21 protein-coding genes and 1 pseudogene are annotated in these 20,865 nt (G+C 54.1%); 11 read left to right on the top strand and 11 right to left on the bottom strand.

Annotated elements, in window-relative coordinates; genetic code table 11:
* Positions 1 to 105: 105 nt before the first annotated feature.
* A complete protein-coding gene (locus GC087_RS10805; RefSeq protein ID WP_205951934.1) occupies positions 106 to 273 on the bottom strand; it encodes a hypothetical protein in 168 nt (55 codons plus the stop codon).
* A gap of 151 nt (positions 274 to 424) precedes the next feature.
* Here GC087_RS10805 and GC087_RS10800 point away from each other — a divergent pair, with 151 nt between their 5' ends.
* Complete coding sequence (locus tag GC087_RS10800) at positions 425 to 769, top strand: RidA family protein (protein ID WP_006119454.1); 345 nt, start codon at positions 425 to 427, stop codon at positions 767 to 769.
* A 17-nt stretch (positions 770 to 786) separates the two neighbouring features.
* On the opposite strand, the gene GC087_RS10795 is transcribed toward GC087_RS10800, so the two are convergent.
* Positions 787 to 969 (bottom strand): YoaH family protein, encoded by a 183-nt coding sequence (locus GC087_RS10795; protein WP_006119456.1) that lies wholly within the window; start codon positions 967 to 969, stop codon positions 787 to 789.
* A 108-nt stretch (positions 970 to 1,077) separates the two neighbouring features.
* Here GC087_RS10795 and pabB point away from each other — a divergent pair, with 108 nt between their 5' ends.
* From pabB to GC087_RS10775, 4 genes are all read left to right on the top strand, one after another.
* A complete protein-coding gene (gene pabB / locus GC087_RS10790) occupies positions 1,078 to 2,436 on the top strand; it encodes an aminodeoxychorismate synthase component 1 (RefSeq protein ID WP_324030540.1) in 1,359 nt (452 codons plus the stop codon).
* Positions 2,437 to 3,000 carry a CoA pyrophosphatase gene (locus GC087_RS10785; RefSeq protein ID WP_006119458.1) on the top strand — a complete coding sequence of 188 codons (564 nt, stop codon included), beginning with the start codon at positions 2,437 to 2,439 and terminating at the stop codon, positions 2,998 to 3,000. It begins immediately after the preceding gene.
* Positions 3,001 to 3,185: 185 nt separating this feature from the next.
* Complete coding sequence (locus tag GC087_RS10780) at positions 3,186 to 4,550, top strand: L-serine ammonia-lyase (RefSeq protein WP_324030538.1); 1,365 nt, start codon at positions 3,186 to 3,188, stop codon at positions 4,548 to 4,550.
* 216 nt (positions 4,551 to 4,766) lie between these two features.
* Positions 4,767 to 6,329 carry a cyclic di-3',5'-guanosine monophosphate phosphodiesterase PdeD gene (locus GC087_RS10775; RefSeq protein WP_033741915.1) on the top strand — a complete coding sequence of 521 codons (1,563 nt, stop codon included), beginning with the start codon at positions 4,767 to 4,769 and terminating at the stop codon, positions 6,327 to 6,329.
* 62 nt (positions 6,330 to 6,391) lie between these two features.
* Here the strand turns inward: GC087_RS10775 and GC087_RS10770 are convergent, their stop codons facing one another.
* Positions 6,392 to 7,960 (bottom strand): TerC family protein, encoded by a 1,569-nt coding sequence (locus tag GC087_RS10770; protein WP_054633672.1) that lies wholly within the window; start codon positions 7,958 to 7,960, stop codon positions 6,392 to 6,394.
* A 501-nt stretch (positions 7,961 to 8,461) separates the two neighbouring features.
* Between GC087_RS10770 and manX the strand changes: the two genes are divergently transcribed.
* From manX to GC087_RS10750, 4 genes are all read left to right on the top strand, one after another.
* Positions 8,462 to 9,433, top strand: a complete 972-nt coding sequence (gene manX, locus GC087_RS10765) for a PTS mannose transporter subunit IIAB (RefSeq protein WP_039343077.1) — start codon at positions 8,462 to 8,464, stop codon at positions 9,431 to 9,433.
* A gap of 43 nt (positions 9,434 to 9,476) precedes the next feature.
* Entirely contained in the window at positions 9,477 to 10,277 is an 801-nt protein-coding gene (locus tag GC087_RS10760) for a PTS mannose/fructose/sorbose transporter subunit IIC (protein ID WP_033742216.1), read from the top strand.
* A gap of 15 nt (positions 10,278 to 10,292) precedes the next feature.
* Complete coding sequence (locus tag GC087_RS10755) at positions 10,293 to 11,138, top strand: PTS mannose transporter subunit IID (protein ID WP_324030535.1); 846 nt, start codon at positions 10,293 to 10,295, stop codon at positions 11,136 to 11,138.
* Between the two features lie 72 nt (positions 11,139 to 11,210).
* Positions 11,211 to 11,669 carry a DUF986 family protein gene (locus GC087_RS10750; protein WP_324030533.1) on the top strand — a complete coding sequence of 153 codons (459 nt, stop codon included), beginning with the start codon at positions 11,211 to 11,213 and terminating at the stop codon, positions 11,667 to 11,669.
* Here GC087_RS10750 and rlmA read toward each other — a convergent pair.
* The 5 genes and pseudogenes from rlmA to GC087_RS10725 all read right to left on the bottom strand — a co-directional run bounded on the left by rlmA (position 11,666) and on the right by GC087_RS10725 (position 14,800).
* Entirely contained in the window at positions 11,666 to 12,475 is an 810-nt protein-coding gene (gene rlmA / locus GC087_RS10745; RefSeq protein WP_006119468.1) for a 23S rRNA (guanine(745)-N(1))-methyltransferase, read from the bottom strand. The genes GC087_RS10750 and rlmA overlap by 4 nt on opposite strands.
* A 136-nt stretch (positions 12,476 to 12,611) precedes the next feature.
* The gene (cspE, locus tag GC087_RS10740; protein ID WP_001062678.1) at positions 12,612 to 12,821 is read right to left on the bottom strand and encodes a transcription antiterminator/RNA stability regulator CspE; all 210 of its coding nucleotides are present in this window, start codon (positions 12,819 to 12,821) and stop codon (positions 12,612 to 12,614) included.
* Between the two features lie 36 nt (positions 12,822 to 12,857).
* Positions 12,858 to 12,976: pseudogene (locus tag GC087_RS10735) on the bottom strand (DUF2627 domain-containing protein).
* A 529-nt stretch (positions 12,977 to 13,505) separates the two neighbouring features.
* The gene (locus tag GC087_RS10730) at positions 13,506 to 14,510 is read right to left on the bottom strand and encodes an MBL fold metallo-hydrolase (protein ID WP_033741929.1); all 1,005 of its coding nucleotides are present in this window, start codon (positions 14,508 to 14,510) and stop codon (positions 13,506 to 13,508) included.
* A 17-nt stretch (positions 14,511 to 14,527) separates the two neighbouring features.
* The gene (locus GC087_RS10725) at positions 14,528 to 14,800 is read right to left on the bottom strand and encodes a YebO family protein (protein ID WP_006119471.1); all 273 of its coding nucleotides are present in this window, start codon (positions 14,798 to 14,800) and stop codon (positions 14,528 to 14,530) included.
* Between the two features lie 218 nt (positions 14,801 to 15,018).
* Between GC087_RS10725 and GC087_RS10720 the strand changes: the two genes are divergently transcribed.
* Positions 15,019 to 15,258: a YobH family protein gene (locus GC087_RS10720; protein ID WP_033741931.1), complete on the top strand. Its 240-nt coding sequence runs from the start codon at positions 15,019 to 15,021 to the stop codon at positions 15,256 to 15,258.
* A gap of 31 nt (positions 15,259 to 15,289) precedes the next feature.
* On the opposite strand, the gene kdgR is transcribed toward GC087_RS10720, so the two are convergent.
* Positions 15,290 to 16,084, bottom strand: a complete 795-nt coding sequence (gene kdgR, locus GC087_RS10715; protein WP_324030531.1) for a DNA-binding transcriptional regulator KdgR — start codon at positions 16,082 to 16,084, stop codon at positions 15,290 to 15,292.
* 184 nt (positions 16,085 to 16,268) lie between these two features.
* Between kdgR and GC087_RS10710 the strand changes: the two genes are divergently transcribed.
* A complete protein-coding gene (locus GC087_RS10710) occupies positions 16,269 to 17,642 on the top strand; it encodes an MFS transporter (RefSeq protein WP_033741933.1) in 1,374 nt (457 codons plus the stop codon).
* 37 nt (positions 17,643 to 17,679) lie between these two features.
* On the opposite strand, the gene htpX is transcribed toward GC087_RS10710, so the two are convergent.
* Positions 17,680 to 18,561, bottom strand: a complete 882-nt coding sequence (gene htpX / locus GC087_RS10705) for a protease HtpX (RefSeq protein WP_289367302.1) — start codon at positions 18,559 to 18,561, stop codon at positions 17,680 to 17,682.
* A gap of 245 nt (positions 18,562 to 18,806) precedes the next feature.
* A complete protein-coding gene (prc, locus tag GC087_RS10700; protein ID WP_324030529.1) occupies positions 18,807 to 20,852 on the bottom strand; it encodes a carboxy terminal-processing peptidase in 2,046 nt (681 codons plus the stop codon).
* Positions 20,853 to 20,865: the final 13 nt, after the last annotated feature.

Below are 20,865 nucleotides of genomic sequence, written 5' to 3'. Positions count from 1 at the left end.
GTCAGCATTGCAGCCCCGAAGGAAATCACAAACGGCAGCATTCTGCATGAAGTCTGCTGACCGGATGCGTTCAGTCAGTCTGACGGGCCAGGCCGCCCGTTATCGTCACGGGCTGATGTAGAGCGCACCCGCAACCAGTATCGCCATCAGGACGACAAGCGTAAAAAAACCGTATTTTGCGGTACGCGACATACCGACAAACGTGGCGATCACAATAAACAGCAGCGTCAGTGCCCCGAACATTACCCAAAAGAGATAGTGCGTATTGGCCATGCGTTAATCCTGATTGTTCTGAACAAGTAAGCGACGCTTTATACCACTTTTCGCTGACGGTTGCGCGACTGACGGCGACCGTCTTCTGCAAGGGATGACAATCGTACCGGGAATATGTCAGGCTAGGCGTTCAGAAAATCAGGAGAAGAAAATGAGCATTACGCGCGTTGATCCCGAACACCGTATGTCCGAAGCCGTTATTCATAACGACACCATTTATTACACCAGTGTGCCCGAAAACCTCGACGCTGATGCCGAGGCGCAAACGGCTAATGCGTTAGCGGTGATCGATGCCCTGCTGACGCGCGTAGGCAGCGACAAAAGCAAAATCCTTGACGCTACCATTTTTCTGGTCGACAAGGCGGATTTTGCCGCGATGAATCGCGCCTGGGATGCGTGGGTTTCACCCGATAACGCCCCGGTTCGCTGTACGGTCCAGGCCGGGTTGATGAATCCGAAGTATAAAGTTGAAATAAAAATTATCGCGGCCCGCTGATCCCGAGGCCCCGGGCGTCAGCCTTCATCGTCCTCTTCGAAGCGCGCCCGGATCATTTCACCTGTATGGCTTTCACGTATCTCCTGTGCCACAACGGTAATCGCTTCACCGCTGGACATCCCTTCGGCCATTAACTGTTGAATGCGCTCTACGGCGCGCTGCTGCTGATCGTGTGAGAGTGCGGGTAATCCTGTCATCATCATTTTCTCCTGTTAAGGGCTGTCATTATTTCATGGGGAACAAACAGGTGCCAGTCAGGGAAAAATATGTCAGTCTAACGGCCTTACTGATGTCAAATTTCGTGCTCAATGATCGTTCAAACTCATAACCTGTGTTATTCGCCCGACGCTATCACCCACTATTTTTCGCGCATTGCGCATTTACCCTGGGCGATGCTGCTTTCGTCCGGCCAGGCCAGTCACAGTGATAACCGTTTTGATATTTTGACGGCGGACCCGCTTACCACCCTGACAACCCGTGGCAGCATAACAGAAATTCAGCAGGGCGATCGCGTTGAAACGCGTACTGACGATCCGCTCTCTTTATTACAACAGCAGTGTGATGCGCTGGGCGCTAAGCCACCGCGTCACCCCGATTTGCCCTTTCAGGGCGGGGCGCTGGGTCTGTTTGGCTATGATCTGGGGCGACGCTTTGAAACGCTGCCCGACACCGCCCTTCACGATCTGACTACGGCAGACATGGCTGTGGGCATCTATAACTGGGCACTGATTGCCGACCATCACCTCGGTAAACTCACCCTGGTCGCCCTGGACGATATCGTCTCGCGCCTTGCCTGGCTGGAAAACTGGCCCGAACGTGACACGGCGGCGTTTTCCCTTACCAGTGACTGGCGGTCAAACCTCAGCATAGACGACTACGCGGAACGTTTTAATAAGGTACAGGCCTATATTCAGGCCGGTGACTGCTATCAGGTCAATCTGGCACAGCGCTTCAGCGCCAGCTATCAGGGGGATGAATGGCGGGCATTTTGTATGCTCAACCAGGCCAATCGCGCCCCGTTCAGCGCATTTTTGCGCCTGCCCGACAGCGCCATTCTGAGCCTGTCTCCCGAGCGCTTCCTGGCACTGGATCAGCAGGTTATCACCACCCGTCCCATCAAGGGTACGCGTCCGCGTGCGGCCGATCCTGAGGCGGATGCGGTCCAGGCTGAAAGTCTGCGCACGGCGGCGAAGGACCGCGCAGAAAACCTGATGATAGTCGACCTGCTGCGCAACGATATCGGTCGGGTCGCCGTCGCGGGCTCCGTGCACGTGCCCGAACTGTTTGTGGTCGAGCCGTTCCCGGCAGTCCATCATCTGGTCAGCACTATTCAGGCCACGTTGCCGGATCATCTTCATGCCTGCGATCTGCTGCGTGCCTGTTTTCCCGGCGGCTCGATTACCGGTGCGCCTAAAATTCGCGCCATGGCGATCATTGATGAACTGGAGCCTCACCGCCGCAATGCCTGGTGCGGCAGCATTGGTTATCTCAGTGTCTGCGGCAGAATGGATACCAGCATCACCATTCGTACGCTGATTGCTGAGCGTCAGCATCTTTACTGCGCTGCGGGCGGCGGCCTGGTCGCCGACAGTGATATGGCCTCGGAATATCAGGAAACGCTGGATAAGGTCAGTCGCATTCTGCCTGCACTGGAAAAAGGAGCCTGAATGGCGCTGACGCTGGCTGATTTTCGCACCCGTTTTCTCCTGCAGCAGCCGCTGCATAACGCCCAGCCGCTGTCGGGGCGACATGCCGCTGTGTTAATCCCCGTCGTTGCCCGTCAACAGCCCGGCTTGCTGCTGACGCAACGTTCGCACGCCTTACGTAAACATGCCGGTCAGGTGGCCTTTCCCGGCGGGATGCAGGATCACGACGACAGCTCACTGGTGGCGACAGCGCTGCGAGAAGCGCAGGAGGAAGTGGGCATCGCACCCGATCGGGTTGAGGTGCTCGGCTGCCTGCCTCCGGTGACCAGCAGCACAGGTTTTCAGGTCACACCGGTGGTCGGCATTGTGCCTGCAACCCTCGAATTGCGCCTTAATCCTGACGAGGTTCAGAGCGCCTTCGAAATGCCCCTGACCGAAGCGCTTCGTCTTAGCCGCTACGCCGAACTTGACTATTATCGTGCCGGCATTCGCCACCCGGTGTGGCTTTCCCATTATCAGGGCTATCTGGTGTGGGGAATGACAGCAGGCATTATTCGTGCCCTGAGCCAGCAAATTGCATTTTAGTTGAGGGCGAGCCCATTTCTGCGTCTGAATTCAGGCTTTTGCGCCATGTCACACTATAATTTTTTCTGGTGGAGTTAATTAGTTTATTTCATGCGAAAAGCAGCACGTTTACCCTGCCTCGCCGTTTACTATTAGCGCCATTAACTGCCACGGCAGTCTGCAAGTTTTTGTGAGGAGTGTCACCCATGATTTCGGTTTTTGACATGTTTAAAGTGGGCATCGGCCCATCCAGCTCTCATACGGTCGGTCCGATGAAAGCGGGTAAACAGTTTGTAGAGTTGTTGTCTGAACAAGGCAAGCTGCATGAGGTGACACGCATTGCGGTCGATGTCTATGGTTCCCTGTCGCTGACCGGTAAAGGTCACCATACGGATATAGCGATTATTATGGGGTTAGCCGGCGAATCGCCTGACAGCGTCGATATCGACGCCATCCCCGCGTTTATTAAGGATGTGCAACAACGTGAACGCCTGCCCCTTTCCAAAGGCGCGCATGAAGTCGATTTTCCGCGTGAAGGCGGTATGGTGTTCCGTAGCGAAAATCTCTCCCTGCACGAAAATGGCCTGCGCCTGCTGGCGTTCTCCGGCGACCTGCTGGTGCTGTCTAAAACCTATTACTCTGTCGGCGGCGGCTTTATTGTCGATGAAGAGCATTTTGGTCAGTCGGCCCTGGACGAAGTCACGGTACCCTGGCCCTTCCACTCGGCCAAAGAACTGCTGGCCCACTGTCGCGAGACCGGACTTTCCCTGTCCGGGCTGGTGATGAAAAACGAGCTGGCACTGCATTCACGTGAAGAGATCGATGCATATTTTGCGACCATCTGGCAAACCATGCAGGCCTGTATTGACCGCGGTCTGAATACCGAAGGTGTGCTGCCCGGGCCGTTGCGGGTACCGCGCCGGGCGGCGTCACTGCGGCGTTTGCTGATCTCCTCAGCCAAACACTCTAACGATCCGATGGTGGTGATTGACTGGATCAACATGTTTGCGTTGGCGGTTAATGAAGAGAACGCGGCGGGCGGTCGGGTGGTGACCGCACCGACCAACGGAGCCTGCGGTATCGTCCCCGCCGTCCTGGCTTACTATGATCACTTCATTGAACCCGTCACGCCCGACATTTTTATTCGCTATTTCCTCGCCTCCGGTGCCATTGGCATTTTGTATAAAATGAATGCCTCTATTTCCGGCGCGGAAGTCGGTTGTCAGGGCGAAGTCGGCGTTGCCTGCTCAATGGCTGCGGCAGGTCTGGCCGAACTGCTGGGCGCCAGCCCTGAGCAGGTGTGCGTGGCCGCCGAAATCGGGATGGAACATAATCTGGGTTTGACCTGCGATCCGGTTGCCGGCCAGGTTCAGGTGCCCTGTATCGAACGTAACGCAATCGCCTCGGTGAAAGCGATCAACGCGGCACGTATGGCCCTGCGCCGTACCAGCGAACCGCGCGTCTCACTGGATAAGGTCATTGAAACCATGTACGAGACCGGCAAAGACATGAACGCGAAATACCGCGAGACATCCCGGGGCGGACTGGCGATAAAAGTTCAATGTGACTAATCATTCAGTCTATTTATTTTTAAATTGCGCCCGTTAAACAGTGCATTAGCAAGTCCTGCCTGATATAAATATTAACGACGCTAAAGCGACCCGACAGTCGCTTTAGCGCGTTCTTCACAGCCTTTCATTTTACGCACCGGTCCTAAATTTGCTCCAGGCCGTGCCGATAACAACCCAGCTATATCTATTTTTCTGGTTTTGGGAAGGTGATTCTTGATGTTCATGGCCCAGCAATATGTTGGACAGTACAGACGTAAGCGTTTGCTTATTGCTGTGGTGATTGCTTCTATTGTTCTTACGTTAACGCTGGCTTTGCGCTATTTCGAAGAAAAATCACGGATTCAGCAGCGTGCAATTAGCTTTGCCGATAACGCGATTACGCGTTTTGATCGCATGTTTTCTCCGCTGGATGTGGCAGCCAATAACACGCTGGGTTTAGTGGGCATGCCCTGTGAGGACGCGCGTTTTCCCTTAATCGAAAAGATTGCGTCCTTACAAACCGTGCGGGCGATTCTGCTGGTGAACGATGACTTACTGTACTGCTCCAGTATTTTCGGCTCACGGGATATCACCTTTAGTCAGACCTACCCTGAACTGGCGCTTAACGATAAGCGCATGATCCTGTCTACAGATGACTATCTGCTTAAAGGTTCGCCGGTCTTATTACTCTGGACGCCAACAACGCTGGATAACCGCTCAGGCATCCTGCAGGCCATCAACATTGAACTGATGAGCAGTTATCTGCTGGAGCCGCAGTCGCCCTGGGTGGAACGCGCCATCTTTAACGTCAACGGCAAGAGCCTGGAATACGGCAATCCGCTTATTGAGTCGGCGGTCCCATCGGAAGATGAAGTCACCTATAACGAAGCGTCACTGCGTTATCCCTACACGGTAACGCTTTATGGCCCTTCCCCATCCCGTCTGGCACTGGCCTCGTTGCCTTCTCAGTTGCCGCTGGCGCTAATGCTGAGTTTGTTAATAGGCTATGTCATGTGGCTGGCAACCGCCAACCGCATGAGTCTGAGCTGGCAAATCAGCTATGGCATCACCGCCAGGGAGTTTATTGTTTACTGCCAGCCGCTCATCAATGCCCGAAACGGTCAGTGTGACGGCATTGAAATCCTGCTGCGCTGGCATAACCCGCGCCAGGGCTGGATCCCGCCCGATGTGTTTATTCCGCTGACTGAGCGCCAGAATCTGATTAAACCTTTAACCCGTTTCGTGTTAAATCGCGTTGTCGAAGCCTTGCCGGATCTGCCTCACAGCCCGGATTTTCACATTGCTGTGAACGTCGCCGCCAGTCATTTTCGTGACCGCGCCATTCTGGAAGATCTGCAAACTATCTGGTGGCCTGCCAATCCGGTGCCAAAGCTGGTCGTCGAGCTTACCGAACGTGATGCGCTGCCGGTGGTCGATCAAACGGTCATTTCACAACTGCATGAGATTGGCGTACGGCTGGCAATTGATGATTTTGGCACAGGCCACAGTTCACTGTCTTACCTGAAGGACCTGCAACCGGACGTGCTGAAGCTGGATAAAATCTTCACCGCCTCGATTGGCACGGATGCGATTAACGCGACCGTAACGGATATGGTGATCTCACTGGCGCAACGGCTGAATATCAGCCTGGTGGCGGAAGGCGTGGAAACCCCGGAGCAGGCTGACTATCTGCGCGACCGCGGCGTGGATCACCTGCAGGGCTACTATTTTGCCCGCCCCATGCCGCTGGAGGATTTCCCCGCGTGGCTACGGCAACATCAACTGACCAGCGACCTGTAGTGCCATGCCTGGGGCAAAAAAAACGCATCACAGTGTGATGCGTTTTGCGTTTTCCGGGGAGGTTAACCTTCTTCGTCCTCGTCATGCTGCGGATCGCGCGTCACACGAACCAGATCAATGCGGTATTCTGTCGCTTCAATAATTTGGAAGTGAAGCGGCGCGATATCAATGACGTCACCCGGCTTCGGTAATTGTCCTTTCTGAGCAATCAGCAACCCTGCCAGTGACGCATGATCGTCGTCCGGTTTCACCAGCTCATGAAAATCAAGCAGCTGCTGGAGCGAGTGGAGATCGGTTCCCCCCTTCACTAACCAGCCGTCGCCGTCCATGATGATATCCGGCGTTTCGTCTTCATCCGGGAATTCACCTGCTATCGCTTCCAGCACATCCAGCGGGGTAATCAGGCCCTGTACCACACCAAACTCGTTGGTGACGATCACAAAGCTCCCTTTGGCACGACGCAGTACGCCCAGCAGGTTAATCGGATCGAGCGTTTCCGGCACCACGATAATCGGCGTGTTTGCCGCAAAGGTGGCGACATCCACACCATGATCCAGTGCGACCAGCAGCTCTTTGGCCCTGACAACGCCGATAATCTCGTCCAGTTCTCCCCGGCAGACCGGGAACAGGCTGTGCGGTGTGTCCAGCAACTGGATACGAATCTCGTCTACCGGACGACTGGCATCCACCCAGGAGATATCGCCACGCGGCGTCATGATGCTGCGAATTGAACGGGAAGCCAGCGTCAGTACGCCGTTAATCATATAGCGCTCTTCATCCTTAAAGGCTTCCTGTGGGATCGCGACGGCTGTCGCCTGCTCTTCAGGGCTGGCCGGGGCCGTCTGTACCCGGTTGCGGCCCCCCATCAGGCGCAAAATGGCCTCAGCGGTACGCTCACGCATAGGACGATGCGACTGATGGCGAAGAAAGTTGCGACGCGCAATCTGGTTAAACAGCTCGATCAGGATCGAGAAACCAATCGCCGCATACAGATAGCCTTTAGGAATATGGAAGCCAAACCCTTCCGCCACCAGCGACAGACCGATCATCAGCAGGAAACTGAGACACAGGACAACGACCGTAGGATGGGCGTTAACAAATTTTGTTAACGGTTTAGAGGCCAGCAACATCACAATCATGGCGATCACCACCGCCGTCATCATGACCGGCAGGTTATTCACCATCCCTACGGCCGTGATCACCGCATCCAGTGAGAAGACCGCATCAAGTATGACGATCTGTGCCACAACGGCCCAGAAGCTGGCATAGCTGCGGTTGCCGCTGTTTTCCAGCTGACGGTTTTCCAGCCGCTCATGCAGTTCCATCGTGGCTTTAAAGAGCAGGAAGATCCCGCCCGCCAGCAAAATAAGATCGCGTCCGGCGAAACTAAACCCGCCCACGCTAAACAGCGGGCGCGTCAGTGTGACCATCCAGGAGATCAGCGACAGCAGGCCCAGACGCATAACCAGCGCCAGCGAGAGGCCAATCAAACGCGCTTTATCGCGCTGCTTCGGCGGTAACTTATCGGCCAGGATGGCAATAAATACCAGGTTATCAATGCCGAGCACAATCTCGAGCACGATGAGCGTGAGCAATCCCGCCCAGATTGAGGGGTCGAACAGAAATTCCATTAGTGACTCCTGAAAAAGGCTGTGATTACGCTAAAACGTACCAGCGTCTGACGACGTGACGGTGAGCAAGGTGTAAAAGCAAAGAAAACGCGGTCTGGCGTAAATTGACGCGCTGAGGAGCGCAAAGACAAGGTTAAGCAACGTCGGTGACGGTCCATAAGGGTGGGCTGAAGCCCATTACTCCTGAATAATTAACAGATCGCTAATGTATCAGTTCGGTCAACAAGGTCAAAAAATTTTCTTATTTTTACATTCTGTCATCACTTCGTTTATGCGCCATTAAAACGTAATTTCACGCTTTTATGCTGTAAATAGCCAACCGACATCACAAAATTTATTTTTTCGGTCACTAAAATAAATCCGGCATGCACGTAGAGAGTTGGTTATCCCTGCAATGTGGATATCGGGCCGGCAGGCTCAATAAAGAAGTCAGCATTGTTAACGCGATAATTCTTAACGGTTCCTCACCTTATGGAATCAACAAGCGAACGGAGGTAGCACGTGACCATTGCTCTGATCATTGGTACACACGGCTGGGCAGCAGAACAGCTGCTTAAAACGGCAGAGATGCTTTTAGGCGAACAGGAAAACGTCAAATGGATTGATTTTGTACCGGGCGAAAATGCAGAAACGCTGATTGAAAAATATCAGGCAAAGCTGGCCGAACTGGATACCTCAAAGGGGGTGCTTTTTCTGGTAGATACCTGGGGCGGAAGTCCTTTTAATGCGGCAAGTCGGCTGGTCATGGATCACGACAGCTATGAGGTCGTGGCCGGGGTGAATATTCCCATGTTAGTGGAAACCCTGATGGCGCGGGATGACAATCCGACCTTCGATGAGCTGGTGGCGATTGCGGTTGAAACCGGTCGTGAAGGCGTCAAAGCGCTGAAAGCCCAACCTGAAGTCAAACCCGCGCCCGTTGCTGCCGCACCGACTCCACCTCCCACCCCTGCCGCTGTCAGACCCCTCTCGCCTGACGAACACATGATTATCTGCCTGGCCCGTATTGATGACCGCCTGATTCATGGCCAGGTCGCCACACGCTGGACCAAAGAGACCAATGTCAGCCGCATCATTGTCGTCAGTGATGAGGTGGCAAACGACAATGTGCGCAAGACACTCTTAACCCAGGTCGCGCCGCCGGGCGTGACCGCGCACGTGGTTGGCGTCGATAAAATGGTGCGCGTCTGGAATAACCCCAAATATGCCCGTGAGCGCGTCATGCTGCTGTTCACCAATCCCACCGATGTCTTGCGGGTTGTGGAACAGGGCGTCGATATCAAAAGCGTCAACATTGGCGGCATGGCCTTCCGGCAGGGCAAAACGCAGGTCAACAATGCCGTGTCCGTTGATGAGAAAGATATCGCCGCGTTCCAAAAGCTCAATGAGCGCAATATCGAGCTTGAGGTACGCAAGGTTTCAGGTGATCCCAAACTGAAAATGATGGATCTGATAGCCAAAGTAGGCGCTTAGCGGGCCAGTACTCTTTTCTATCCTGTAGAGGACACGAAGTATGATGGAAATAACCACACTTCAAATTATTTTGATCTTTATTATCGCCTGTATTGCCGGTATGGGATCCATCCTGGATGAGTTCCAGTTTCACCGCCCTCTGGTGGCCTGTACCCTGATTGGGATCGTACTGGGGGACATGAAGACAGGCATCATCATCGGCGGAACGCTGGAGATGATTGCACTGGGCTGGATGAACATTGGCGCGGCGGTCGCCCCTGATGCGGCGCTGGCGTCCATTATCTCCACCATTCTGGTCATTGCAGGCGGGCAAAGCGTCGGCGCCGGTATCGCGCTGGCTATTCCGCTCGCCGCCGCCGGCCAGGTGCTGACCATTATCGTGCGAACGTTGACCGTGGCATTCCAGCATGCGGCGGACAAAGCCGCAGAGAAAGGCAATCTTACGGCCATTTCGTGGATCCATGTCTCCGCCCTGCTGCTTCAGGCCATGCGCATCGCCATTCCGGCGTTGATCGTTGCGATTTCGGTTGGCACGGACGCGGTGCACTCTCTGCTCAGTTCGATTCCTGAAGTCGTGACGAACGGACTCAACATTGCGGGCGGCATGATTGTGGTGGTGGGTTACGCCATGGTTATCAATATGATGCGGGCCGGTTACCTGATGCCGTTCTTCTATCTCGGTTTCGTGACGGCGGCTTTCACCAGTTTCAACCTGGTGGCGCTGGGGGTGATTGGCGTGGTGATGGCCGTGCTTTATATCCAGCTCAGTCCGAAATATAACCGTACCGCCGGTGCGCCAGCAGCCTCGCCGTCAGCTAACGATCTTGACAACGAACTCGATTAAGGAACAGGTGACAACATGGTTGATATAACAAAAGTCGAAAAGAAACTGACGCCAGGCGATGTCCGTGCTGTTTTTGTACGCTCAAACCTGTTCCAGGGTTCCTGGAACTTCGAACGTATGCAGGCGCTGGGATTCTGTTTTTCTATGGTGCCGGTAATTCGCCGTCTCTATCCTGAAAACAACGATGACCGCAAGCAGGCGATAAAACGTCACCTTGAGTTCTTTAACACACATCCTTATGTTGCGGCCCCGGTCCTGGGCGTGACCATGGCGATGGAAGAGCAGCGCGCCAATGGTGCCGCAATTGATGATGGTGCAATAAACGGCATCAAAGTGGGCCTGATGGGGCCGCTGGCTGGCGTAGGTGACCCGATTTTCTGGGGAACGGTTCGTCCGGTGTTTGCCGCCCTGGGTGCGGGCATCGCAATGAGCGGCAGTTTGCTCGGTCCATTGCTGTTCTTCATCCTGTTTAACCTGGCCCGTCTGCTCACCCGTTATTACGGTGTGGCCTATGGTTACCGTAAAGGGATTGATATCGTCAGCGATATGGGCGGTGGCTTCCTGCAAAAACTGACCGAGGGTGCCTCTATCCTTGGGCTGTTTGTCATGGGCGCGCTGGTCAATAAGTGGACGCACGTCAATATTCCGCTGGTGGTGTCACGCATTAGCGACCAGACCGGCAAGACCACAGTCACTACCGTCCAGTCGATTCTGGATCAGTTAATGCCCGGCATCGTCCCGCTCCTGTTGACCTTTGCCTGTATGTGGCTGCTGCGGCGTAAGGTCAATGCCCTGTGGATCATCGTTGGTTTCTTTGCTATCGGTATCTTCGGCTACTGGATCGGCCTGCTTGGGCTGTAATCCTGACGCAATCGGGAGCAAGGCTCCCGATTTTTTGGCGGTAACATCCACTGAAGCTCGAAAGGAAGCCCCATGTCATTGACGGACATTATCATCGCTCTCTGCATCGCTGCTCTGCTGGTGTTTGCGATCTACGACGAGGCGATTCTGCCCCGACGTAAAGGCCCGACGCTGTTACGTGTGCCGCTGCAGCGCCGTCATAAAGCCGACAGCCTGATTTTTATTGGTTTACTGGTCATCCTGCTCTGGAACAACGTCACGCATCAGGGACCCGTGCTGACCACCACACTCTTGATGATGCTGTGCTTTTTGTCCTTCTGGCTGTTCTGGCTCCGCCGCCCCACGCTGGTCATGAAACGGGAGAGATTGTTCTTCGCGGGTATCTGGATCGCCTATTCCCGTATCCAGAGCATGAATCTGTCTGAAGACGGCATTTTAGTCATCCAGCTTGAACAGCGGCGCTTACTGATCGCCGTGCATCAGCTTGACGATCTTGAGCGGATTTATCAAACCCTGGTCGAAGCGCGTTAGTCGCGTTGCCACAGGGTTATCACAAAATCCGCTTCGCAGTGAAACTGCGCGCTTTCGGCTAACGTCTGCCAGACGTCTGGCCGCGCGCGCCAGGCAAAGGGCGTCATCTGCAATAATGTGGTGGCGGCCTGTCCGGTAAGGGCCATCGGATAGGTTAATGCATGCCGGGCACGTTGCTGAAAGCCCTGATACACTTTCCCTTCCGGTGCGTGCAGCTGAACATCGCGATAGATCAGCGCTTTGAACTGCGCAAGATGGTGCGGGCCCGGCGTAACCGTTAACAGGTATCCACCGGGTTTGATGACGCGATTAAGCTCCGCTTCATTACAGGGCGCATAGATGCGAACCACAGCATCAAGGGAATGGTCCGCAAACGGCAGACGCTGACTGGAGGCGACACAGAACAGGACCTGCGGATAGCGCTTCGCCGCGAGCCGAATGGCCATTTTGGCCACGTCCAGGCCAAAGACCTTGCCCGCTGGCGCAAAGTTATCCGCCAGCGCACCGGTGTAGTACCCTTCCCCACAGCCTGTATCCAGGATCTGAGCGGCCGGTACCTGCAGATGCTGATTCAGCACGTCAACCACCTTGTCCCGCAGGGGCTGATAGTAACCGGCCTGCAAAAAGTCACGTCGCGCCTGCATCATCTCCGCGCTGTCGCCCGGCTCGCGGGAGCCTTTATGTTGAACGGGCAGCAAATTGACATAGCCCTCTTTCGCCTGATCGAACTGATGGCGATTTTCGCAACACCAGCTGCGTTCGGTCAGGTTCAGGGAAGAGTGACAAAGTGGGCAAATCAAGGACATAAGGCGCTCCGGCATCTATCGACGCGCAGCAGTGTACTCGACAGGGAACCCGAGCGAAAGCGTAAAAAAAGCCTCGGCCAGAAGGCCAAGGCTTTAATATCTGAGACCGGGCGCAGGGCACCCGTCTGAGGCGAAATCAGATAGCAGTAACGTTAACAGCTGCCGGGCCTTTCTGGCCGTCCTGAATTTCGAACTCAACGTTTTGGCCTTCGGCCAGCGTTTTGAAGCCGTTGCCCTGAATAGCAGAGAAGTGTACGAACACGTCTTTACTACCGTCAGCTGGAGTGATAAAACCGAAGCCTTTAGACTCGTTGAACCACTTAACCTGACCTTTAATCTTTGCCATTTTACTAATTCCTTAAAGTGTTTATTTGCCCGGAGGCTAACCTACAGATAAAACAGAGACATTACTGAATGAGGCACTGATTAAAGTTCGGCAAGGAAGCGGTATTCAACGTCAACGTCTTTACTCGTAACTTCTTTACTGAAGATGCCATACATAAACAGAACTGTACCTCGTTTAACCCACGAATTGTTATCACATATCCGCTAAATAATGGCAAGCCATTTTTAATATGTCGATCGTTAGTTTTTGCATAATTGCAGGGTAGCTCCCAGAGAATGTACTTTATGGTACAAAATGCTGCGAACCGAAACCCAGCGACCGTCATAACTTCACGATAAAATAAAGGCTTCCTGCATCCCGGATGGGATAACGCACTACTTTTCCTGCTTTTATCATGATGTATGACAATAAATAAATTACATTGCACTAATATGGCAATAATGCACCAAATAAAGGAATGGATAAGGGGAACGGTAAACCCGGACGGCTTCAGCTTGTACAGCTTTTATTATTTCGTACAAATATAAAAATTATTATTAGTAAAATCAAAAGTTGAGACTTCCCCTCCGCACTAATCATTTTCTTGACAGCTGACGTTTGAATTACCCCGAGCGCGTAAAAGAAATAAAAAGCGAATACGCCGGAGCCTTGCCGTTTCACAAACACAGGGCCCCGTATTTCGGATTAGGTCGGATTGAGATCGCTCAGACTGTGGCTCGCCCCAATTTTCCAGGGCGCAAAATTTTGCTGACCCTCGCCGCTCTGCGCGAGTGCTCGCTGGAGTTCAGCCGGGGGCGCATCCAGTGACTCATCCGCCAGTTCGAAAACGCCCCAGTGAATGGGAAGGGTCAGTGGCTGACCTATCGCGCGCCACAACGCCACCGCCTGCTGGGGATCCATGTGTTGTGCCCCCATAAACCAGCGCGGAGCATAAGCGCCTATCGGCAAAGCGGCCAGATTAAAGGGGCCATAATGCTGCGCAATCGCCAGAAGACTGTCGCTGTAGCCGCTGTCACCGGAAAACCAAAACCGCAGCGAAGCGGTCCTGATCACCCAACCGCACCACAGGGTTCGGTTGCGATTAGTAACGGTGCGCATGCTCCAGTGGCGCGCAGGGACCGCATCAAACTGTATTCCCGCAAACACTTTCTGTTGCCACCAGTCAAGCTCATGCACCTGTTTGACCCCATGACGCTTACACCACTCCGCCAGCCCCAGCGGCACCAGAAAAATAGTGTCCGGAAAGCGGCGCACAATCTGTTTGATGGTGGGCTTATCCAGATGATCGTAATGATTATGGGATATCAGGACGTAATCCAGCCGCGGTAACTGGTCAATGGCCAGCGGAGACGGCGTTTTACGTTCAGGTCCGATAAACGGCAAAGGGGAAGCCCGCCGGGACAGCGCGGGATCAATCAGAATATAGTGTTGGTTTATGCGCATCAGCAGCGCCGCATGGCCCAGCCACCAGAGACGGTCATCCTCCCCGTTCAGATCGGCAGGTTGCCACCACTGCGTAATAAACTGGTCATAGCCCTGACGAGGCGGATGGGGTAATCCCTGGGCTTTGCGTTCACGTCGCCAGCGCTGCAGGTCACCTTGCTGGCGGCTGTCGGGCTCAGGGTTACGAAACCCCTCAGCGGTGTGATGGGGTTTACTGCTGTCATACCAGGGATTTTTCCAGGCCATCCGGCCTCCATGCAGGGTTAACGTTCCGGGATTAAACGAATCAGTCCGTCGTTTTCCGACGGCGCTTCGGGGGACGGCTCATCTGCACCATTCTGCGCCTCAATCATCCGCCGCAGCAGTGCATTCTGTTTCTTTTGCTCTTCTAACAATGACGTCAATAACGCAACCTGTTCGTTCGCCCGAACGCTGGCGCGATTAACGTAAAACCACAGCATTAATGCCACAATCAGCGCCAGCAGAAAAACGCCGTAACTGATTACCGGTCCCGCATTCGCGGCTAACTCATTCATAACTGCCTCAAGATACCTGATGAAATCACAAAAAAAGGACGACCGTCTATTCTACTCCGCGCCGCCGCAAAAGATAATGGTGACGTCAGCGATATAGCGCTTTCTGCGCTTTCAGTTATCTCTGATCGCATCCTGCCTGAAAGCGAGGCATGCTAATCCTGTACATCATGTTAAGCAGCAGTCACTGGAACGCTGCGTGGGTATCATAAGGAGATACAATGAAACTCTTCATTCGGGCGATTATCGTTATCGGCATCCTCTGGCTGGCTATGCTGTTCACAGGTTACGGCGTGCTGGCGGGCAGCAACAAGAATGCCGCGGGACTGGGGCTGAAATGTAACTATCTGACCGCCAGAGGGATGGTGACCGCGCAATATCTGCATACAGACAGCGGCGTGGTGGGCGTGACGGATTGCCCGCTGCTAAAGAAAAGTAGCGAAGTGGTCGACAACGGATAACGGAGGAGCGGGCCAACTGGCCCGCTTTTTTTTAACCCCCGTCATTGCCGGTATAGCCCAGCTCTGACGAAAGACGTTGGCCCGCTTCACGTAACAGCGTCACATACTGTTGCTTGTTCGCGGCAGAAAAGCGCAGCGTGGGAAAGGAAAGGCTCAGTCCGGCGACGGCAACACCAAAGCGATCAAAAACGGGCACGGCGATGCAGCGCACGCCCACTTCCTGTTCTTCGTTATCCTCACCATAACCCTGCGCCCTGACCTGACCCAGTGCTTCGCGTAACGCGCCTGCGTCCGGTAAGGTGTTGGCGGTGTTAATAGTGAACGTCATACGCTCCAGAATGGCATTCACCTCGTCCCGACTGCGCCATGCCAACAACACTTTTCCCAGTGCGGTGGAGTGCAGTGGATTGCGGTGACCAATACGTGAGGCCATACGCAGGTTATACAGCGAGTCAATTTTATGCACATAGACCACGCTGTCGTCATCCAGCGCGCCCAGATGGATTGTCTCTTTAGTCAGACGCGATAACTCGCGCATGTGTACATCGGCGCTGCGGATAAGATCGCTATGCTGCAACGCGTTGGATCCCACCTCAAACAGTTTCAAGGTCAGCGAATATTTCTCACTTTCCCCTTCCTGCGCGACATAACCTAATGCTTTCATGGTTTGCAGGAATCGGTAGACCGTACTTTTGGACATCATCAGCCGTTGTGCCAGCTCGGTAATACCGTGATCGCGCTCTTCGCTTAACGCCTGCAAAATCCCGAATACTTTTTGCACCGAAGAGACGGCATCCGGCTGTTTATCCTTTTCGTCAGCGGCCATTTGTCACCCTGAATACGTGTTTCAAAAAAAATGGAACAGAGTTGCAGTATAGAGTGACAGCGCCGATCCCGGCAATCTTCCGGGTTTGAAACATCTCTAAAATATATTTTTTCCGTGGGTACGATGCAATTTGGCGGCCAATTGATTAGCATGATGATATTCACACTCTTTAATATTAGCCTCTATGTCACTTTCCTCTTCTGACGGCGGACTCGCAGTACCCCAACGCTACTGGGCTATTCTGACGATCGCCATCGGCCTTATCATGGCGGTACTTGATGGATCGATTGCCAATGTCGCGCTGCCAACCATCTCACGTGAGCTACAGGCCAGTCCGGCCCAGTCAGTCTGGGTGATTAATGCTTATCAGATTGCCATTGTCGCCTCGCTACTGTCGTTGTCCTTTTTAGGCGATATCGTCGGCTACCGCCGCGTGTACCAGGCAGGGCTGGTGGTGTTTGCCATCACGTCGGTGTTTTGCGCCCTTTCGCCCTCCCTTCCCCTGCTTACGCTGGGTCGGGTGCTTCAGGGCCTGGGGGGTGCGGCGATCATGAGCGTTAACACCGCCCTGATTCGTATCATTTATCCCCCACGTTATCTGGGCCGCGGCATCGCGATCAACGCCCTGCTGGTGGCGATCTCGACGGCGGCCGGCCCCACGGTTGCGGCAGCCATCCTCTCATTTGCCAGCTGGCGCTGGTTGTTCCTGATCAACCTGCCACTGGGCGTTGTCACGCTCTGGCTGGCGTTACGTTATCTGCCGGATAACCCGCAACGGGCCAAAACACAGAAATTTGATGTCACCAGTGCGGTGATGAATGCGCTTTTTTTCGGCCTGCTTATTTCGGCGCTGGGTGGCTTTGCCCAGGGACAATCGATCTGGCTTATCGCAGGAGAACTTATCACGCTGATTGTGGTGGGCTACTTTTTTATCCGACGCCAGCTGACGATGGCCGTGCCGTTGCTGCCGGTTGATTTGCTGCGCATCCCTATTTTTGCCCTGTCGATGTGCACCTCCGTCTGCTCTTTCTGCGCACAGATGCTGGCGATGGTATCACTGCCCTTCTACCTGCAAAGCGTGCTGGGGCGTACAGAGGTCGAAACCGGTTTATTGCTTACGCCGTGGCCGCTGGCCACCATGCTGCTCTCGCCGGTCGCGGGACGTTTAATTGAACGAGTGCATGCGGGCTTACTCGGGGGATTAGGGCTGGCCCTGTTTGCCATCGGGCTTTTTCTGCTGGCTCACTTACCTGCGAAGCCAGACGACATGGACATTATCTGGCGCATGATGCTGTGCGGGGCGGGCTTTGGCCTGTTTCAGTCCCCGAATAACCACACCATTATTACCTCCGCTCCGCGTCAACGCAGCGGTGGTGCCAGCGGTATGCTGGGCACGGCACGGTTGCTGGGTCAGAGCAGCGGTGCCGCACTGGTAGCGCTGATGTTCAACTGGCTGGGCAATGACGGCACCCATGCGGCGCTGTTACTGGCGGCTGGATTCTCAACCGCAGCGGCCCTGCTCAGTCTGTCGCGCATAAAAACACCGCGCGTACAGTGATAAAAAAAGGCGACTTCTCAGTCGCCTTTTTGCCGGGTTACTTCAGGTATTCGCCGCTACGCAGCGCTTCAATACGTTTATCTAACGGGGGATGCGACATAAACAGCTCGCTGAATGACTTCCCTTTACCGTTGATACAAAACGCCATCATGCTGCTGGGCTCCTGCGGCTCGTAGCTGGTTTTCAGGCGCTGCAGTGCCGCAATCATCTTCTCACGGCCCACCAGTTTCGCTGAACCGGCATCCGCATGGAACTCACGGTGACGAGAGAACCACATGGTAATGATGCTGGCAAGGATACCAAACACCAGTTCCAGCACCATAGAAACGGCAAAGTATACCAGCGGATTACCGTTGCTGCTTTCTTCCCCATCGCGGTTACCAGACATGAAGCCTGCCGCAATCTGCGCCAGAATACGCGAAACGAAAATCACGAAGGTGTTCACGACGCCCTGAATCAGGGTCATGGTGATCATGTCGCCGTTGGCAATATGCGCGACTTCGTGCGCCAGCACCGCTTCAGCCTCGTCGCGGCTCATGTTTTGCAGCAGCCCGGTCGATACAGCCACCAGTGACGCATTACGGCGGGCACCGGTTGCAAAGGCGTTGATGTCAGGCGCGTGGTAAATCGCGACCTGCGGCATCGCAATACCAACCTGCCGGGCCTGCTGGCTAATGGTCTCTAACAACCAGCGCTCGGTTTCGTTGCGTGGGTGTTCAATCACTTCACCGCCGACCGAACGCAACGCCATCCACTTCGACATCAGCAGTGAGACAAACGCACCGCCGAAGCCAAACAGACCTGCCATAATCATCAGGCCCTGAACACTGCTTGACTGAATTCCTGTCAGGCTGAGAATCAGCCCGAATACCAACATCACTGCCAGGTTGGTCAGCAGGAAAAGAGCAATACGCATCATAACGGTTAATCATCCTCAGTAGTTCATGCGCTCATGCGCGGATACATATCCTATGAGCATTGTGCGGGTTTTCAAGCGACCTTAACGTTTAAGTGCCTAAAAAGACATAACTTTACAATATGACATAACCTTTACCGCAACCCTACTGAATGCGCGCAGTACAACACATTAACGTGACGCATCCTTGCCAGACTTATCATAAAAAAAGCACCGCAGTGCGGTGCTTTTTATTAAACCAGAACGTATCAGTTGCTTTTCGCTGCGGACGCGTCGGGAAGCGTCTTTTCCAGCTGCGCCAGATCGTTGGCAATCTTGACGGTTTCATCCAGATAAGGATCGGGTTCTTTGTAATCCTTAGGCAGGTCATCCAGGCTCTTCAGCGGCTTTTTGCCTTCGGCCTGATAGCGCGCATTAATGCGTTCCAGACGCAGCGCATCGTCTTCGTGGTTCTCTTTCTCGCGTTGAGCAAGATTGAGCGACACGATATTGCGCTTGTCCTTCATGGCATTAAAGCGGGCAATGTCCTTCATGATGTACTGGAACTCACGATCTTTCGCGATACGTTCATCATGTTCTTTCGTCAACTGCGGCACCAGCGCTTTCACATCTCCGGTTTTCGCGTAGGTGGCAGCCGTGATGCTGTCCCACGGTAAGGCGTTATCTTCAAACTTCTCGCCTGTCTCCGCCGCTTCAACGCCGGTAGGCATCAGCAGATCGGGGGTGACGCCTTTACGCTGTGTACTGCCACCGTTAATACGGTAGAACTTCTGAATCGTGTACTGAACCGATCCCAGCGCAGGCCATTCCGGACGCAGCATCTGATCGTAAATGCGGTTCAGCGAGCGATACTGCTGAACGGTGCCTTTACCAAAGGTCGGCTCGCCAACAATCAGCGCACGCCCATAGTCCTGCATTGCCGCCGCAAAGATTTCAGAGGCAGACGCACTGAAGCGGTCAACCAGCACCACCAGCGGCCCTTTATAGTACACAATGCCGTCGTTATCGCTGTCCTGACGGATGCGACCGTTATTGTCGCGCACCTGCACCACGGGTCCACTTGGGATAAACAGGCCAGACAGTGAGACCGCCTCGGTCAGTGCGCCACCGCCGTTGGTCCGCAGATCAATCACGATGCTGTCGACATTCTGCTTTTGCAGTTTCTGCAACTGCACTTTGACATCATCGGTCAGGCCCACGTAGAAGCCCGGAATATCCAGTACGCCGACTTTCTGTTTGCCCACATTGTGAATACTCATCTTAACGGCGCGATCTTCCAGACGGATTTTCTCACGCGTCAGTGTCACAATGCGGGTTTTAGTACCTTTACCGGCAGGCAGGATTTCAAGGCGAACCTTACTGCCTTTCGGTCCTTTAATTTTGGCGACGACATCATCCAGACGCCAGCCAATCACATCTTCCATTGGCTTGCCTGGCTCACCGACGCCGACAATACGATCGCCAACGGTGATGGCTTTACTTTTCGCCGCCGGGCCACCCGCGACCATAGAATTGATCACGGTATAATCGTCATCCATCTGCAGTACGGCGCCAATCCCTTCGAGCGACAGGCTCATTTCAGTATTGAACTGCTCGGTATTGCGCGGCGACAGATAGTTGGTGTGCGGATCGATTTCGTGGGCAAATGCATTCATTGCCAGCTGGAACACATCTTCGCTGTTGCTCTGTGCCAGGCGACGGATGGCGAAGTTATAGCGTTTGGTCAGCACGTCACGAATTTCTTTTTCGTCTTTACCGGCCAGCTTCAGGCTCAACTCATCGTATTTCACCTTGGCATCCCACAGCGCATTTAATTCGTTCTGGTCTTTCGGCCAGGGCGCTTTGGAACGGTCAATATCGATGGTGTCATTACCGGTAAAGTTCATCGGGCGAGCCAGGACCATGAGCGCGTACTGATAGCGTTCGAAGCGGCGTTTCTGGGCCAGATTATAAAGATCGTAAAAAATATCCAGCTTACCGCTACGCAGTTCGTCACCCAGCTGTGTTTTCTTGCTGGCAAACTGTGCTACATCCGACGCCAGCAGCACGTTGTGGCTGTAGTCGAGCATGTTGAGGTAGCGGTCAAAAATTTTGGCGGAAAACGCCCCGTCCAGATCGAACTGACGATAGTGAGAACGCGTGAACCGTGAGGTGACGCGCTCGCTGACGGTAGGATCCTGGGGATCTTCATGCAACTGAGGAATTTGATCGGCACGAGTGATGTTCTCGGCGGCAAAGGAAGGGCCTGACAACAGCAGGCCCGCGATCAATCCAACTTTTAACAAGGTGTTCATGCCGGGGTCAGCC

Origin of the sequence: Pantoea sp. JZ2 (assembly GCF_035191405.1) — a bacterium.
Taxonomy (GTDB): Bacteria; Pseudomonadota; Gammaproteobacteria; order Enterobacterales; family Enterobacteriaceae; genus Pantoea; species Pantoea stewartii.
The sequence above is the reverse complement of the archived record's forward strand: the minus strand, read 5'-3'. Positions and strand labels throughout refer to the sequence as shown.